Annotated in this window: 17 protein-coding genes and 2 pseudogenes; 18 read left to right on the top strand and 1 reads right to left on the bottom strand. The window is 42.0% G+C overall.

Annotated elements, in window-relative coordinates:
* Positions 1 to 83 precede the first annotated feature (83 nt).
* From JCM10914_RS05170 to JCM10914_RS05215, 14 genes and pseudogenes are all read left to right on the top strand, one after another.
* Positions 84 to 902 carry a radical SAM protein gene (locus JCM10914_RS05170; RefSeq protein ID WP_023958220.1) on the top strand — a complete coding sequence of 273 codons (819 nt, stop codon included), beginning with the start codon at positions 84 to 86 and terminating at the stop codon, positions 900 to 902.
* Between the two features lie 317 nt (positions 903 to 1,219).
* Entirely contained in the window at positions 1,220 to 1,648 is a 429-nt protein-coding gene (locus JCM10914_RS05175) for a DUF4362 domain-containing protein (protein WP_036717008.1), read from the top strand.
* Positions 1,649 to 1,669: 21 nt separating this feature from the next.
* Positions 1,670 to 1,738 (top strand): putative holin-like toxin, encoded by a 69-nt coding sequence (locus JCM10914_RS29770; RefSeq protein ID WP_231638524.1) that lies wholly within the window; start codon positions 1,670 to 1,672, stop codon positions 1,736 to 1,738.
* 99 nt (positions 1,739 to 1,837) lie between these two features.
* A pseudogene (locus JCM10914_RS29775) lies at positions 1,838 to 1,972 on the top strand (radical SAM protein); the annotation flags it as partial.
* Positions 1,973 to 2,066: 94 nt separating this feature from the next.
* A complete protein-coding gene (locus JCM10914_RS05180; protein WP_023958224.1) occupies positions 2,067 to 2,993 on the top strand; it encodes a DUF2268 domain-containing protein in 927 nt (308 codons plus the stop codon).
* Positions 2,968 to 3,750 carry a MerR family transcriptional regulator gene (locus JCM10914_RS05185; protein WP_023958227.1) on the top strand — a complete coding sequence of 261 codons (783 nt, stop codon included), beginning with the start codon at positions 2,968 to 2,970 and terminating at the stop codon, positions 3,748 to 3,750. Before JCM10914_RS05180 ends, JCM10914_RS05185 begins: the two co-directional genes overlap by 26 nt.
* Before the next feature lie 437 nt (positions 3,751 to 4,187).
* Positions 4,188 to 4,649, top strand: coding sequence for a hypothetical protein (locus JCM10914_RS05190; RefSeq protein ID WP_052019628.1), 462 nt, complete (start codon positions 4,188 to 4,190; stop codon positions 4,647 to 4,649).
* 276 nt (positions 4,650 to 4,925) lie between these two features.
* Complete coding sequence (locus JCM10914_RS05195; protein ID WP_023958231.1) at positions 4,926 to 5,447, top strand: GNAT family N-acetyltransferase; 522 nt, start codon at positions 4,926 to 4,928, stop codon at positions 5,445 to 5,447.
* A 565-nt stretch (positions 5,448 to 6,012) separates the two neighbouring features.
* Positions 6,013 to 6,210: a hypothetical protein gene (locus tag JCM10914_RS05200; protein WP_036717010.1), complete on the top strand. Its 198-nt coding sequence runs from the start codon at positions 6,013 to 6,015 to the stop codon at positions 6,208 to 6,210.
* Positions 6,211 to 6,568: 358 nt separating this feature from the next.
* Entirely contained in the window at positions 6,569 to 6,664 is a 96-nt protein-coding gene (locus JCM10914_RS29780) for a putative holin-like toxin (protein WP_227011709.1), read from the top strand.
* Between the two features lie 1,063 nt (positions 6,665 to 7,727).
* Entirely contained in the window at positions 7,728 to 7,871 is a 144-nt protein-coding gene (locus JCM10914_RS28755) for a hypothetical protein (protein ID WP_156332302.1), read from the top strand.
* A 319-nt stretch (positions 7,872 to 8,190) separates the two neighbouring features.
* Positions 8,191 to 8,664, top strand: a complete 474-nt coding sequence (locus JCM10914_RS05205; protein ID WP_231638494.1) for a GNAT family N-acetyltransferase — start codon at positions 8,191 to 8,193, stop codon at positions 8,662 to 8,664.
* 257 nt (positions 8,665 to 8,921) lie between these two features.
* On the top strand, positions 8,922 to 9,236 hold the full coding sequence (locus tag JCM10914_RS05210; RefSeq protein ID WP_052019630.1) for a hypothetical protein: 315 nt from the start codon (positions 8,922 to 8,924) through the stop codon (positions 9,234 to 9,236).
* 391 nt (positions 9,237 to 9,627) lie between these two features.
* A pseudogene (locus JCM10914_RS05215) lies at positions 9,628 to 10,148 on the top strand (Crp/Fnr family transcriptional regulator).
* On the opposite strand, the gene hmpA reads toward JCM10914_RS05215, so the two are convergent.
* Positions 10,112 to 11,320 (bottom strand): NO-inducible flavohemoprotein, encoded by a 1,209-nt coding sequence (hmpA, locus tag JCM10914_RS05220; RefSeq protein WP_023958237.1) that lies wholly within the window; start codon positions 11,318 to 11,320, stop codon positions 10,112 to 10,114. The pseudogene JCM10914_RS05215 and the gene hmpA overlap by 37 nt on opposite strands.
* A 511-nt stretch (positions 11,321 to 11,831) precedes the next feature.
* Between hmpA and JCM10914_RS29785 the strand changes: the two genes are divergently transcribed.
* From JCM10914_RS29785 to JCM10914_RS05245, 4 genes are all read left to right on the top strand, one after another.
* The gene (locus JCM10914_RS29785; RefSeq protein ID WP_036717012.1) at positions 11,832 to 12,419 is read left to right on the top strand and encodes a fibronectin type III domain-containing protein; all 588 of its coding nucleotides are present in this window, start codon (positions 11,832 to 11,834) and stop codon (positions 12,417 to 12,419) included.
* Positions 12,420 to 12,674: 255 nt separating this feature from the next.
* The gene (locus JCM10914_RS29790; protein ID WP_036717013.1) at positions 12,675 to 13,001 is read left to right on the top strand and encodes a hypothetical protein; all 327 of its coding nucleotides are present in this window, start codon (positions 12,675 to 12,677) and stop codon (positions 12,999 to 13,001) included.
* Between the two features lie 413 nt (positions 13,002 to 13,414).
* Entirely contained in the window at positions 13,415 to 13,897 is a 483-nt protein-coding gene (locus JCM10914_RS05235; protein WP_036717015.1) for a hypothetical protein, read from the top strand.
* Between the two features lie 437 nt (positions 13,898 to 14,334).
* Entirely contained in the window at positions 14,335 to 15,504 is a 1,170-nt protein-coding gene (locus JCM10914_RS05245) for a DHHA1 domain-containing protein (protein ID WP_036717016.1), read from the top strand.
* Positions 15,505 to 15,511: the final 7 nt, after the last annotated feature.

The following is a 15,511-nucleotide window of genomic DNA, read 5'->3' on the forward strand; positions in this document are numbered from 1 at the left end:
AGACGTGCTTGGATTCACTTCATTCAGAATGTGGGGTGGGACATCTTATAATAGAAGAAAGTATAGACAATGGGGGGTCTTGAGTGAAGCACGAAGTGAATTATAAAACACCGAAGACACTGCTCAATAAAGGAACCGGATTTCTGAATGGATACAGTCATACGTTAAATCCGTACACGGGCTGCACCTTCGCTTGTTCATATTGTTACGTCAGACAAATGCCGGTGTCGCTGTTCCGCGCAGAAGAGTGGGGAAGCTGGGTGGACGTGAAGCTGGAGTCAGCCGCGATTCTTCGTAGAGAACTGAAGCGGGCCAAGAGCAAGGGACCCGTCACGATCTTCATGTCTTCCAGCACCGATCCGTATCAGCCGGTGGAGGCTAAGGAAGAAGTGACGCGGGCGCTGCTCGAAGTGATGGTGGGGGAGCCGCCGGATTTCCTGTTCGTGCAGACGCGTAGTCCCTTGGTTCGGCGGGATATTGACCTCTTACACAAGCTTGGGGATCGAGTACGGGTGAGCATGACGGTGGAGACGGACCGGGAGGATATCCGTAAGCATTTTACACCATCGGCGCCGCCGATTGGCGGCCGCTTGCAGGCTTTGGCCGCGCTGCGGGACGCGGGCATTCCGGCACAGGCGACCGTGGCGCCGGTGCTGCCGAGCTCGGAGGCTTTTGCCGAGAAGTTGAAGCCACTGGTGAACCGAGTCTGCATCGACGATTACTTCATGGGGGATGGCAGCGGTGGCAAACGGACGAAGAGACTACCCATCGAGCAGTTATACGAGGAACTGGAGCTTACGGAATGGTACGATCCAGACGCATACCGAGTCGTGTACGAGCGGTTCCGGCAGGTTTTTGCGGAGGAGCAGCTATTTATTAGCCAGTGCGGATTTGAGCCTTGACTCTCACGTTACGTGATAGTTCATACTCTGCATTGCGTTCAAATCGTTTATATCGTCAGGTGCAAAGAAGTGCCCCTCAAAAGGAAATTATCCTAAGAGAGGCATTAATTATGATTTGAGTACCAGTAAACCTACTTGTATATTAGAACTGGGGTTGATATTTATTGAATGTTTCCTTCTTAAGTTTCTCTTTCAAGTTTCTTTCTTCATGATTAAGTGAGTTTAATTCAAAAGTATCGTCATTATCAAGATTAAAGTATCCATAGTTGAAAATTAATCAATAGAATATAAATAAAAAGCAGAAGGGGGCTGGTGGAATGCTGGGTAGAATGTTACTTACTTTAAGTTTTCTAACTATGTTATTGTCTTGTAGTAATCAAACCGAGAATTTTAGTGGCGATGAATATGGAAAAGTTACTACTATCAGTTCGAAGGGGATTGAAAATGTTGAAAATTTCAAAATGTTTATTCAAGAAATTAAAGAAGGCATTAATTCCAGTATTAGAATAATTAAAATTACAAAGGAAGGTGACCCTGTGTATCATGATTTGGTGTATAAAGAGGAAAAAATATTCTACAAATATGACAATACAGAGGATAGGGAAGGTAACAAATTAGTGTTAGAAACTGTTTGTTCGGGAATAACAAATTCAAAAGATATCAAAAACGATAATGTAACATATTACTTAGACGGTTGTGCTGACAATAGACTCACTGGTTTCAAAATTACATTAGACTCAGAATGACTAGACTAGATTTCTATTGATTTGTATATATTCGGATCGTTTATTCTTGCTCTTTTAACATACATTAATTCTAACAACAAGAGAAAGTAAAGACCGACCCTATGATTTGCTGGTCGTGCTAGGATTCACTTCATTCAGAATGTGGGGAGGGACATCGTATACATAGAAGAAATTGATAACGTGTTTTGAGTGAAGCACGAAGTGAACTATAAAACGCCAAAGACACTGCTCAATAAAGGAACCGGATTCCTTAATGGATACAGTCATACATTAAACCCGTACACGGGCTGCACCTTCGCTTATTCATATTCTTACGTCAGGCAGCAGTTTTATATTAGCCAGCGCGGATTTGAGCCTTGACTCTCACGTTACGTTATAGTTCATACTCTGAACTATCAATTCGTAGAGGTGAAGTTAAATGAACATTAAAGCATTGCGCTCAGATCAAATTTATCGCCAAGTGATGTTAGCCCCGCCAGCCGAGAAGACCGAACTATACCGGGAGCAGATGCTGGCACCGTTCATGAAGAAATGGGAGATTCAGCATATCCCTTATAAAGCTGCGGAACCGCATGGTTTTGACGTGATCACGATGAACAATTTTATGGGCCTTGCGCCAGAAGAGATTACCTCGGAGATCAGAGCGGAGCTGGAGCTCATATCGTCCGATGCCTTGTGGCAGGAATGGGAAGCGGCCGTTAGTCGAAGCCTGAGCTTATTCACGGAGAACGGCGTGAAGCTCGCGGTATCCGACTATTTGTTCACGATTCTCCTGGGTAATCCGAAGAGCGCGTCTTTGATGTTAAATGAAGGGTATAGCGGCGACGGTGGTATTCCCGGTTATATTTTGTGCACGTTGGTACCGGATGCGTATACACTGCCTCGCATGAAAGCGGCATTGGCGCATGAAGTCAATCACAATGTCCGCTACCAATACATCCAGTGGGATCACACCGTCACCTTAGGCGAGTTGCTCGTCAGCGAAGGGCTGGCGGAGAATTTTGCGACCATGCTATACGGGAAAGAGTTACTCGGTCCCTGGGTTGCGAAGACTGACGCGGAAACGCTGAATCGTCAGATCAAGACTGTGTTGAAGGATCGGCTGGACGTGACGGGTTTTGACCAGATCGCACCGTATCTGTACGGCGACGAATTGGCCAAACTCCAGAACTTCGCACCGGTCGGCATGCCGTACTGCGCGGGTTATGCCTGCGGATATTATTTAATACAATACTATTTAGAGAAGACGGGAAAATCGATCGTCGAAGCGACCATTACGCCGGCGAATCAAATCCTGGACGAAGTCAGAGGATACTGGAATGAAACAACTACTATTAGCGGTTAAAGATATCGTGCAAATCACCGGCATCACCACCAGAACCTTGCATTATTATGATGAGATCGATCTGCTGAAGCCTACGCTCGTCGCCGATAACGGCTATCGTTACTACGATCAGGAAGGCTTGGCGAGACTGCAGACGATCTTGTTCCTTAAGGAAATGGACGTATCCCTCAGAGAGATTGCGGACATCTTGAAGCTGCCGCTCGAAGAGCAGCGAGAGTTATTGAGGCAACACAACCATGCGTTACGCTTGAAAAAACAGCGCCTTGAACGGATCTCTACGGCATTGGATGAGTTTGTAGCGGGGAAGGACGTCTACCATTTGGGCATTTTCAAGGATTCCACTATTCTGCCCTTGCCAGAGCAATACGCGCAGGAAGCGAAGTGGCGCTACGGCGAGACGGAAGCCTACCAAGCTTTCGAGCAGAAGCTGCAAGAGCTAGCCTCTTCCGAAAAAGAGCGCCAATTCGCCGAGTTTGAGCAAAATATGGAGCGCGTGTTTAGAAGACTAGCCGCCTGCATACATCTTTCTCCGACTTCGGATGAGGTACAGCAGCTCGTCGCAGAGTGGCGGAGCTATCTTGACCAGTCGATGGATTGCGATGCGCATTTGTTAACGTGCATTGCGGATACGTATCAATCCGATGCACGGTTCAAGCAGTACATTAATCAGTTCAGTGAGCAAGGGGATTTGGCTGGGTTTGTGTGTGAGGCGGTTGGGTGGTATGTGAAGGGGATGGACGAGAGATATATGCTGTAATGAGAGAACTAGTTGAGAAGACTGATACAAAAAGTGTGATAGATTCGAAGGCCGAGTAGGAGATTCGGTCTTTTTTTTCATGGTTTGGGAGGTGCAGGATGTTGGATGTGGTAATATAGGTAAATAGGACCAAGTGAGCGAGGAATGAGCGGGTCTTTGGATTGGGTAGGCGGGTCAAATGAAATTGGAGACGTGATATGTGGCTGAAAGCTGAAATGGACTGCGTTTTGCGCATGGAGAGCGGTAAGCATGGCTTCACCGTCAGTTGCTAGACGATCAACGATTGTGCTGGTGCAGGGTAGGATTCAAGAATACAGCGAACGTGTGTTGGATTTGCGAAGTTCTTAGAATCGCGGTATTTTGGTGGATTAGCGAAGTTCGTAGATATGGAGTTAGCTGAAATTTCCTAAATAATTATAGAACAAGGCGTTGATAGAATGGACAAAAATGCACGTCAATTTAGAATAAAACAACTAAAACTAAAGATCAAAAAAGAAAATCAAACTTCATCATTATTTACTGAGTGTATTGAAGCTTTAGGTGAAGAAATTAGAGTATATAGTTTAGATGAATCAGTTAGAATAGTAGCCCTTATGGTTGTAACTTTTCCATTTACTAATTGGGGTAGGGTTGATTGGAAAGAAATTGAGAATAAAACCTTATTAAAGAACTTGAAAGAATTAAATGAAGGATTCAAACTTGATTTAAAAAGGGAATATTATGTTATTTGGGATGAAATGAATTTATCCGTAATTGAAGCAAAACTAGAAGATATAATTGATAATGAAGATGATGTCGTAGCAGTAGGATTTGATACTTGGATAGTTAATTTCGAAATGAAAACAATTATAGAAGTGCATCATGAAGGCGAAATACATATAGGAACATTAAATTTTTAATCGAAGGTAATGCTCCGTAGAGGCAACATCAGCTAACATTATATCCACGCATCGGAGCCTGGCGGCTCCTCGGTCCGCCCGAAGCAGAATGGCAGAGGAGTGGAATCAGGCGGACACATCCGCACCGACTAACCGCATCGCGGCCGGCTGCTGGCGCAGCCTTAAGTCGGTGGGACGTCGTGGATACAGTAACGTTATCAGAAATTCCTTGAAAGGATTAGATTAAACATACTTATAAAAGTGGAAGTGGCTTGTCTTAGGAGAGGAGAGAAGAAAATGATTGAATTACGAAAAATAACCGGGGATAACATAGATGAAGTAATAGCATTTGAAGTTGGAGAAAACCAGAAAGACTTTATACAAACTACTAACCTCAGAAGCTTTGCAGACGCTCATATGTTGAACACAGACGGGATACCAGCGACTCCCAATGCCATTTATGCCGATGGAGTTGCGGTTGGATTTTTGATGTATATTTATGATACGTTGGATCATGAATCATTTGATAATGAAGTTTTTTACGGGAAGAAGAGCTATTTTATATGGCATATTATGATTGACAAGAGTTATCAGGGGAAAGGATATGGCAAACTTGCCTTTGAAAAAATGTTGATGGATATTGAAAATATGCCATATGGGGAAGCAGAATATGTAAGCCTCTTTTATCGAACAAGTAATGTCATAGCTAAAACATTATACGCTTCATTTGGTTTCGTAGATACAGGAATCATTCAGGATAATTCGATGTTGGCGATTAAAAAACTAGATGGGAAAATAACAGAATCCTTAGTAGAATAGGCTTTCTAGGGGAGAAATGTAATCTATCAACGTCTCGACTTATAACAACTAAAAATAGCCTCCTTAATTAACAGAATTTTGAAACTTAGTATTAGCAAAAAATATAATACTTATAAAGCAATCAAGCGCGATTGTTATAGAATTACTAGGTAGAAAATGATCAATCTTTATTATAAAAATCGCATAGTATTTCACAAAGAATTAACTCGTTTTGATCAATCATTTTTCAAAGCGAGTTCTTATCATATAAATATAATATGGATTTTGAGGATAGTTTAGATCAAACTTTAATCCAAACCAACATTAAGAGAATTAAAGAATGTTGAAGGTGAATCAAAGTTGCCAAGGAACTTCTGATAACATAGTATCTACGCTGCGGAGGACGAGCCCCCTTGATCTGCCTGAGGTAGTTCGTGGAAGTGGAATCAGGCAGATAACCCTGCGAGGCTAAGTCCGTCGGACCCGGCGCGTTCGCGCCTTAAGCCTCTCGGTTCGTAGATACGGGAACGTTATCAGAAATTAATGCCAGTAGAATATGTTTTGAATGATAGTTTGGGGGTGTGAAATGAAAAGAAAACTTGCAGATCGATTGGATTGGAATCGTGTATTACATCGAAAATTTATAAGCAAATTTGTTGATGAAGTCGATTTTAAAGGACATATAACTTTAATAAGTATTTATCAAGTAAAGGAATCACTTAGAAGAAATATTAAAATAAATGAAGATGACTATAGACTGGCAAAGAGTGTAATGACTGATTAATAAAAGAAATTGAAAGAATGGAAAACAATAATATAAAGAATAGTACAAATCATTTTGAATACATTTTGATGGAATCTCAAGGAAGGCATTAACATCCGATAACATCATATTCACGCATTGGGATTTCGCCCTCGGCCCTAGAAGCGGCTTCAAGGAAGGCGTTGCTGTGGACACACCCGGCATTCGCCGGGCGTCGTGAATATACGAAACGTTATCTGAAAGGGCTGCGAATTGGATTAAAATGAAAAGATCAAAGTCAATATATAAGAACGCTTGTACGCAGATTTAAATAAAGGTAAAATATAACTACAATTGAATCTTGGGTGGGCATGGTTTCCCTTCGAAAGGAGGTGAAGCCATGGAAGTAAAGGATGCATTAACGATAATGTTCCTCTTTGGATCATTCATTCTTGCACTTTTAACTTACATTAACAATAACAATAAGAGAAAGTAAAAACCCACCCAAAGGTTAGCTGCCGAAGGTGGGTTTTGTTCCTGTGACTTAGAAGGGAATAAACCATCCAAGCCAATTGTATGGACCAAGTGTTAGCAGCACTTGGTCTTTATCAAATATATAGTATCATATTTGAAAAGATGTATCAAAGCATTGAATGAAAATGAAAACATTATTGAAAAGACGAATTAAATTATATTGAAAGCGATTCGAAGAAGGCATCCCCCTCAGATAACAATATATCTACGCTTCGGGCCATTCGGGCCTGTTATTTCGTATCATTTAGTATTTCGATTTATGAAAATAAAATATCGACTAATGAGATACTCTTTTTTAATTTTTGTGATATCTATCTTATCAATGATTTACGGATTAACTTTAGGATTAGCGTGGAAAGAATCTCGCACGTTGTCAATTGGATTTATAGTTTTCTTTATTTTTATGTTAGGTGTATTGAAACTCATGGATTTTCTAGTGAACAATCAAGCTAAAAGAATTTTAAAACAGAAAAATAATATTGAACCAAACGGTTTATCTTGGCGAATAGAAAAGTTCGAAGAGATGCAGTTGAACCTTATAAAAGAATATTTAGTCAACGCCTCGCTATATAAAGAGGATTAAATTAAATTGCTGATAGAAATGATTGAGAAAGACATTGATAGAAGAAGACTTTCGCCACTTATTAACCCCGGAATTTTTTAGTGAATGTTATTAAAAGATTCTCTAGTGAAATAAAAGAAATAATTTTCACTGATGATAATGTTTATAAAAAAAAGTTGTTAGAAAAACTTAAAGACATATTGATAGGTTATAAAGAGAATTGAAACCAATAAATATTGACTTCACATAACATAATATTCACGCTGCGTACATTCGTCCTTGGTCCGGTATTCGCCGGACACCCAGCCTACGCTGGGTCGTGAATACAGGAACGTTATGTGAAATCAGCGCAAGAAAAAATCAAATAAAACCTATTCAATTAACTAACAGGCGGATAGAGTAGTTCTTTTGTCCAATTTGTATGAATAATTAAATGCGGTTGTGTCGGGAGGTAGTCAGAGAGATGAATTCTTTTGAAATCTATAAAGCAGTTCGAACCTGGGAAGATATGCGAGTCCTTGAAATAGATTTGCTAAAACGAGGGGAAGATAAAGATCATTCAAAACTTCTTAAATGTAAAGAGGTTATAAGGGGAAGGGCTTTATAAAACCCAGAAACGGAAGACTCTATACATATGAAAGACAATGATTTTGAGTTAACTCGAAGAAGCACCACGCTTCACATAACAACATTCAGCAGCAGCCGGATCTTATACTCCAGACAATTATCATGTGAGCTTTGAGCTCAATGATTGGATCGGAGCTATATCTATTCTGAGTAACATTATTTATTTGATAAGCAAACAAATTTTATTCGAAATTCCATATATAAAGTGAAGTTAAGAAACAAAGAATTTGATGAAAGAAATAAAAACAATCACGAATGATAATAAATTTAAAAACCGAAAGCTTTGGTGGTGATTTGTAGTGATTGAATTCAGACAATTTAAAGAAGAGGATTCAGTGAGTGTCTGTTTAATAATGAAAGAATACCCAATTCAGTTTCCAACGTTTGTAATCGACCGTTATTCGCTTAGGTGGGCTCACTTTGTAACTAATGAAGGTGAGTCTAAATCAAACTTTTACGTAGCTACTAAGTTTAATAAAGTAATTGGACATTCAGGCTTCATTTATAATATAGAAAAAAATATGTATGAGATAGTGGGAGTTGTTGTTTCTAAGGATTATTCGAGACAGGGAATAGGAAGAGAATTATTAGAGATTATATGTTCGTGTATTAAAAAACTCGGCAGTCAAAAAGTAATACTGTATACATTAGGACATCCCGAGAATCAAGGGACGATTGATTTTTACAAATCAATTGGATTTGAGTTGGTGGACTTTGAAGAAGATTTCTTCGTTCAAGGTTATTCCAGAGTGACTTTTTTTAGAAACTTATAAGATAAATCTGAGAAGAGCAATCCTTCAGATAACAACATATTCACACATTCTGAAATTCTGCCCTTGGTCCGACAGAGGAATTTTTGATAAGCGGGATTAGCTGGACAACGCTGCACTGGATAAGTCTGATGATCCAAGCTCTGACGCTTTTAAGCCAGTAAAGGTTCGTAAATACAACAACGTTATGTGTAGTTAGTGCTAGCACTAGAAGATCATAAATTCATATAACCATAAAGCCAGAAGGGATTGATTAATAGATGAATCATAATGATCAAAATTCAATATCCTGGTTTGTTGAAGAGATGCACTTTGAGACAATTCGAGAAGCGCGTGAATGGGTTTATAGTGGTGCTTATAACGATATAGGTTACTTTTTTGATGGTTATAAAACGAAAGACCCAAAATTAGCTTATGCGCTATTGTTTGAACTAGTAAGATCAAACACAATTCATGGGCATAGACATGATGTTCATTGTGATGAGGAACATCTAGAAGGATCAATTACCTATAAGGTCTGGATAACTAATAAGAAATATGACTACCCCAAAATTACAAATGATCCAATTAAATAGTTCGAGAAAAATCTATAATTGAGAGTTCAAAGCAGGCAATAACTACGCATGACAATATATCATGCGAATCGTTTTTTAAATCCCTCAAAACGCCTCCAGCCCTTATCCACAAGGCTTTGCACCACCCCACTACTTCGCTGGTCTCGGTATAACTTGTCGTAACTCACATCAGTCAAATAAGCTTGCCGATATTGAAAGCGGTCTTTTTATCGAAGTGAAAAATATAAACGCTGTCTATACTTTTTGCTAACTTTGCTCAAGAAATGAACAGAGGCTGTCCTAAGGATCAAATTTATACTTATACAGCACCTCCATCAACGGCTCTCCCTTGAACCCCTCCTCCTGCTTAAGCTATGATGAAATCGTGTCAAGCAAGAGGAGGAACAAGTACATGATGGTTCACAAAGGTGAAATTTTATTTCGGCAAGGAGAGGCCGTTCCTTGTTTCACGTTAAAAGCGGCATGCTGAAGATTGAGCGCTTGCACCAGGACGGCCATGCCCTGCTGGTGAATCTGATTGTGCCCGGCGAGACGATACCGCATCACTCGCTGATTACCCCGAAGCCTTATTTCGGGACGGCGGTAGGTCTAGTCACGAGCGAAGTTGAAGTTTACCGCCTCGAGGACTGGTATCGATCATTGGAACAAGACCCAGTTCGTTACCGAACGATCGCGCTCCAGCTTCAGGACAAGCTGAGAATGATGCAGGTGCGGATTGACCAACTGAGCGCAATCGAACCGATCGAGCGGCTACGCAAACTACAGCGGTGGTTTGAACAATATATTTCGCCTTCCAGTCTGACGGATGTACTGACCCAGGTCGAGATTGGCCAACTGATCGGCCTGCGTCGGGAGACGGTGAACCGTTTGCTGCGTCAAGAGAGGCTGGCCACCGGACCAAAGAACTCGTAACGGATACGATCCGATGGGATGCCAAGCTTTAAGAGAGCGTCATTCATCGTCTTCATGAACGGGATTGGACCGCAGAAATAATACGTTGCCGATGTGCCTGGCACCGTGTCCTTTAGCCATTCCCAATCCAGCACACCCACTTTATGATAACCGGTATCCATTTCTTCCGGGCTGCTGTAACACCAGCGGTACGCGATATTCGGATATGCCTGTGCGAGATCCTCGACGTGCTGCTTCATAGCATGTACGCGACCGTTGCGGGCTGCATGGATGAACATGACTTCCCGTTCGGGCTGCTGCTCGGCAATGGTGTTGAGCATACTGATCATCGGCGTGAGTCCGACACCGCCGCTAATCAGGACAACCGGAGAGCGGTCGTTCAAGTCGAGCGTGAAATCGCCCGCTGGGGCGGAGAGCTCCACCCTATCGTTTTCCGATACCGCATCGTGGAGATAGTTAGAAACTTTCCCTTGCGGGGTTTCTAATCCCTCGGCCTCACGTTTCACTGATATCCTGTAGTAAGGCTTCCCGGGCGCATCGGACAGGCTGTACTGGCGGTTTAGCGTAAAAGTCTCATCCGAAATCTGCAATCTCAAGCTGACATATTGACCAGGCTCAAAAACGGGTAGCGGGGTGCCGTCTGCAGGAACCAGATAAAAGGAGGTGATAACATCGCTCTCCTGTATTTTCCGTTCGACCCGGAACGGTTTGAATCCGCTCCAGCCGCCGGACTGTTTCTCCGCTTGTGCATACATCTCATTCTCAACGGTGATGAAAGCATCTGAAATGACTCCGTAAGCTTCCTTCCATGCATCCAAAATCTCGTCGGTCGCCGCATCGCCAAGCACTTCCTTGATCGCTCCAAGCAGATGATGTCCGACAATCGGATAATGCTCCGGCTTCACGCCGAGGCTGCGATGCTTGTGGGCAATCTGTCTCTCGGCTGGCAAAATGGTTTCCAGACGATCGATATGAAGCGCTGCCGCATAAACCGTATTGGCTAGTGCGGCTTGTTGTTTGCCCCGCTGCTGGTTCGCATGATTAAAAATATTTAGCAGTTCGGGATGCGCCTTGAACATATTACGGTAAAATGTAGAGGTAATCGTCACTCCGTGTTGTTCCAACACAGGCACCGTCGATTTAATCGTGGCAATGGTTTTCTCGGTTAACATAGGCTGAGCCTCGCTTTCGTCTAATGAATGTCTTCATTATATTGAAGCTAACCGAGAGCGATTGTGATTCAGATCACTTGAAATGGCAACGATTTGTGACATTCAGCAATTAAGCCATAGACTGACGTCGGCTCTACCGCCTTTGTTTTGTACTGCCGAAGGGAAGCATCTTACTCTTCCGAATTTTATAAGTATCAGGGAAGTGACAACATCCAAACAGAATTGCTTTCAAATATTTGAGGAAGGAAATTAAAGAAAAGCAAAAAATGAAGGCAAGACTACACAGTAAGAACGAATTGTTGAAAACAGGCTGATCGTTTATGCAGAACGAAATGAAATCACTACGACGTTTAACAATCGGCATACGCATCATGTTAACTAGGTTTAATGGGAGATAGGTTTGGTAGAGTAACTACTACTGGAGGGCCTTTAACGACAGACCAAATCTTGAATCTAAGATTTGAACCAACAGTCATCATCGAAAAGAAATAGAATGAAAGAGGGATAGACCATGCTGAGTATTGTAAAGGGACCTTATTTGCAGCGGCCGACAGTGAACAGCATGACAATCATGTGGGAAACATCGGAACCGGCTTCTTCAAGCGTTAGCGTATTAGTGGCGGAGAGAATCCATAGTGGATATCAAGGGAATTACAAGACTCCGACAGAAATACGATCCACCGTTTCGAAGGAAGGTTATTCTACGATTCATCAGGTTACTGTAGATCATCTAAATCCCAGTACAATTTATTTTTATCAAGTTTTATCAGAGAATGAGCAAGGTAGCATTGAATCAAGTCCGTATCCGTTCAAAACGGCTGTGCAACAGGGTGAGCCTTTTTCTTTTACCGTGACGAGTGAAACCGGAGGGTATAGCGGCTTTGATCGATCCAATGGTCAAGTTAATCAAAATATTTTCGACCAAATGCTAAAATACAGACCAGATTTCACTCTATTTGTTGGTGACGTTGTGAACGACGGAGATCATTATGAAGATTGGGAGATGTATTTTTTCGGTCCGGGTAAGGATTTGCTGGTAAGCACTCCTTGTTATAATAGCCTAGGTAATCACGAAAAAAAATGCTTCGCTATTTTATGATTTTTTTGCTTTTGACCCACCCCAAAATTTCTATTCGTTTGATTATGGAGATGTTCACTTCATCTGCTTAGACAGTACGGATTTCATTAATCCTGAAAGTTACCCAAACAGCTCAGGTATCATGAGCCCAGGAAATGCACAGTATGATTTCTTAGTTCGCGATCTGCAGTCTACTTCGGCAAGATGGAAAATAGTATTCTTTCATTATCCACCGTACGTATCTGGCGGGTATCAGGTAGAGGATTTGAGACAACTTTGCCTATATTCGAACAGTATGGGGTTGATTTGGTCTTTAACTCTCATACGATTGTCTACGAACGAAGTCATCCATTACGAGCTGACAAGATCGATTACGATGAGGGGATCGTGTACATTGTAGCTGGCGGAGCCGGAGCGATGCCAGAATGGCTGCTGCCGAAAAGAGATTGGCACACATCACAATCTTTGGCGGTTCCGCATTTTATACAAGTGGTGGTGACAACAGACCATTTAATGTTGCGTGCAATCGATCATGAGGGCAGACTGTTTGATTCGTTACAGTTAAAGAAAGGAATGAACGGCAGAAGATTATTCCTTGGCTAGCTCAAGTTCATACATCTCTAAATTCTCGTTAGAGGCCCATGCGACTGCGCGTGGGTCTAATTTCGTTTACTATATTGCGAAATCCAACATATTCCTTCATAAAACTGACATTTTGCCAGCAGCCGCAAAGGACTGCTTGTTAAAGCTGTAGATAATGTATCCTTCACGCTTGCGGATAATTACATATTTAGGGTAATCCAGGAGATTCGCCAATCCGCAATCGGATTATACGAAAGCGCTGCTGAAGGCAGCTATCTATTAAACGAGTAACAGTGAAAACCGTAAGCTTGTACGCTTGCGGTTTTTTTTAATACCTCTTCGTCTGTAACTGATTCGTCCCTTTTCCTAAGTTATGAGTTTGTATGTTATATTTGAAGTCATATTTAAATTAGGTGTTCTAAGGAGAGAGCAGAATGCTAGCATTAAGGTTCACTCAAAAACTTATAAAAGACATGAAGGTAGCACCAGAAGAATTGGCAGAGGATAACCAGATATTTAGCTGGCATGTCAATATTCTTCAACTAAGAAGGAAACATATTATCTTTGTGAATGACGCTAGCCGATTATGTTTAGTCATCGATGGCATTAGGAGTTCTCAAGTTGATAAGTTACAGGAAAAGTTTAGAACGGTTCTGAGGGAGTATTTACTTTTCGAAGGATTCAAGAAGAACATGATTGACCAGTACTTTCTTGAAGCAGGAGAAATAAATATAGGTAAAACAAATAGTAAGAGTGTGATAGGGACCATGAGCGAAATGACTTTTTACAGTAGTCATAAGGAGTTTGACCATCCCTACGAACTCATTTCGTGGTTAAATTCAATCATTTTAAAACCCATTGGTTACGAAAAGCCCATCCATGTATTTCAAAGAGAACTAACAAGCAAATATCAGTAAAGTAAATGGAGATGAATGATTATTAGTGACAAGAAACTAAATCAATTTACATTGGAAGATGTTATTCAAAGAAAAGTACAGTTCACAAATACGAATACCATATTCGACAAAACAGACTTTAAAGATAATGATGAAGGCGAATTACTGGCTTATCATGAAATGCTGTCAGATGTAAGAGGAATGACGGAGTGTGAGTTCGTCAATAAATACGTGAAGATCATTAAAGAGCTTGGAGCAGTTTGAAAACAATGCATTTACAGATGAAAGAGAAATTGAAAAGAAGTCGGGATATAATAACGCAATTGTTTCCGTTCTAAAGTGCATCAATCCGATATACGAGTATGATTTAGAAGATTAGCAGTGGAACTGTTATGATAGTAAGCTGATACTAAAGAGTATAAGTACATAGAATTTTAGAGAATTGTGAGGAAATGAAGATGACGACAAAGCTATATTACGAATCCGCTTATATCCGAGAGTGGGAGACTCGAATCACGCACAAGCTGGAACGGGAGGACGGAACTTATCTGGTCTTGGAGGAGACCGCCTTTTATCCACATGGTGGTGGGCAGCCTTGTGACCTGGGGTGGATCGATAAAATTCCGGTACTTGATGTCGTTCAGGAGGAGGGAGTCATTCTACATAAAGTCGAGCGTATTCCTGAGAAGGAATCGGTTGGCTGCCGTCTGGATTGGGACCGAAGGTTCGACCATATGCAGCATCACAGCGGCCAGCATCTGCTCTCGGCTATGTGTCTGGAGGTATGTCAGGCCGAGACGCTCAGCTTCCACCTGGGTCAGGATTACGCCACCATTGATATCGCGCGATCTGGCCTGTCTCAAGTCGAGATGAAGATGCTGGAGTTGGAGATTCAAGGTCAGATCTACCTGAATCGAAAGGTAACGAATTATCGGGTGAGCCAAGAGCAAGCTGCCGCCCTGCCGCTGGTCAAACAGCCGAAGGTAACCGACGATATCCGGATCGTTGAGATCGAAGGAATTGAATATAACGCTTGCGGTGGCACACATGTCATGGCAACGGGTGAGATCGGAATGGTCAAACTGCTGAGAGCGGAGAAACAGAAGGGGCACGTGCGCCTCTTTTTTAAGTGCGGATATCGGGCATTAACAGAGTTTAATATCGGAACGGAGATTCTCGGCAGTCTGTCGGTTAGATTCAATACGTCTAAGGAAGAGATTCTGGACCGGATTGAGAAGTGGGATCAGGAACAGAAGCAGCTTCAGGCTGAATTGAATGCGGTGAAGGCCGAAAATGATGCTTATTTGGCTGAGAAGCTATTGGCCGAACGTGAAGGCAGTCTGATCAAGTATGCATTTGCGGACAAGCCGCTGAAGGATATGCAGAACTTGGCGGCGAAGCTCAGCGAACAAGCTGATGTCATTGTGCTCTTTGTGTCCAACGCGGATCATAAGGTGGTCCTCGCCCAAGGCGAAGAGAGCGGGCTTGCGTGCGGTGCTTTTTTCAAGCAACATTTGGCCGAGTACCGTGGTAAAGGCGGGGGTAGCGATAAGTTGGCACAGGCCGGATTCTCTACTTCGGAAGATGCGATGGCATTTTACCATTATACGGCGCAATCAATAAATTAGCCTGAAG

This window comes from Paenibacillus sp. JCM 10914, from assembly GCF_001315105.1.
Taxonomy (GTDB): Bacteria; Bacillota; Bacilli; order Paenibacillales; family Paenibacillaceae; genus Paenibacillus_AQ.

Excerpts from the sequence above, each read along its gene's own strand:
- JCM10914_RS29780 (WP_227011709.1), top strand. The coding sequence starts at position 6,569 with ATGGAAGTAAAGGATGCATTAACGATAATGTTCCTCTTTGGATCATTC.
- JCM10914_RS05190 (WP_052019628.1), top strand. The coding sequence starts at position 4,188 with ATGGACAAAAATGCACGTCAATTTAGAATAAAACAACTAAAACTAAAG.
- JCM10914_RS05235 (WP_036717015.1), top strand. The coding sequence starts at position 13,415 with ATGCTAGCATTAAGGTTCACTCAAAAACTTATAAAAGACATGAAGGTA.
- JCM10914_RS05175 (WP_036717008.1), top strand. The coding sequence starts at position 1,220 with ATGCTGGGTAGAATGTTACTTACTTTAAGTTTTCTAACTATGTTATTG.
- JCM10914_RS05180 (WP_023958224.1), top strand. The coding sequence starts at position 2,067 with ATGAACATTAAAGCATTGCGCTCAGATCAAATTTATCGCCAAGTGATG.
- JCM10914_RS28755 (WP_156332302.1), top strand. The coding sequence starts at position 7,728 with ATGAATTCTTTTGAAATCTATAAAGCAGTTCGAACCTGGGAAGATATG.
- JCM10914_RS05210 (WP_052019630.1), top strand. The coding sequence starts at position 8,922 with ATGAATCATAATGATCAAAATTCAATATCCTGGTTTGTTGAAGAGATG.
- JCM10914_RS05185 (WP_023958227.1), top strand. The coding sequence starts at position 2,968 with ATGAAACAACTACTATTAGCGGTTAAAGATATCGTGCAAATCACCGGC.
- hmpA (WP_023958237.1), bottom strand. The coding sequence starts at position 11,320 with ATGTTAACCGAGAAAACCATTGCCACGATTAAATCGACGGTGCCTGTG.
- JCM10914_RS05200 (WP_036717010.1), top strand. The coding sequence starts at position 6,013 with ATGAAAAGAAAACTTGCAGATCGATTGGATTGGAATCGTGTATTACAT.
- JCM10914_RS05195 (WP_023958231.1), top strand. The coding sequence starts at position 4,926 with ATGATTGAATTACGAAAAATAACCGGGGATAACATAGATGAAGTAATA.
- JCM10914_RS29785 (WP_036717012.1), top strand. The coding sequence starts at position 11,832 with ATGCTGAGTATTGTAAAGGGACCTTATTTGCAGCGGCCGACAGTGAAC.
- JCM10914_RS05245 (WP_036717016.1), top strand. The coding sequence starts at position 14,335 with ATGACGACAAAGCTATATTACGAATCCGCTTATATCCGAGAGTGGGAG.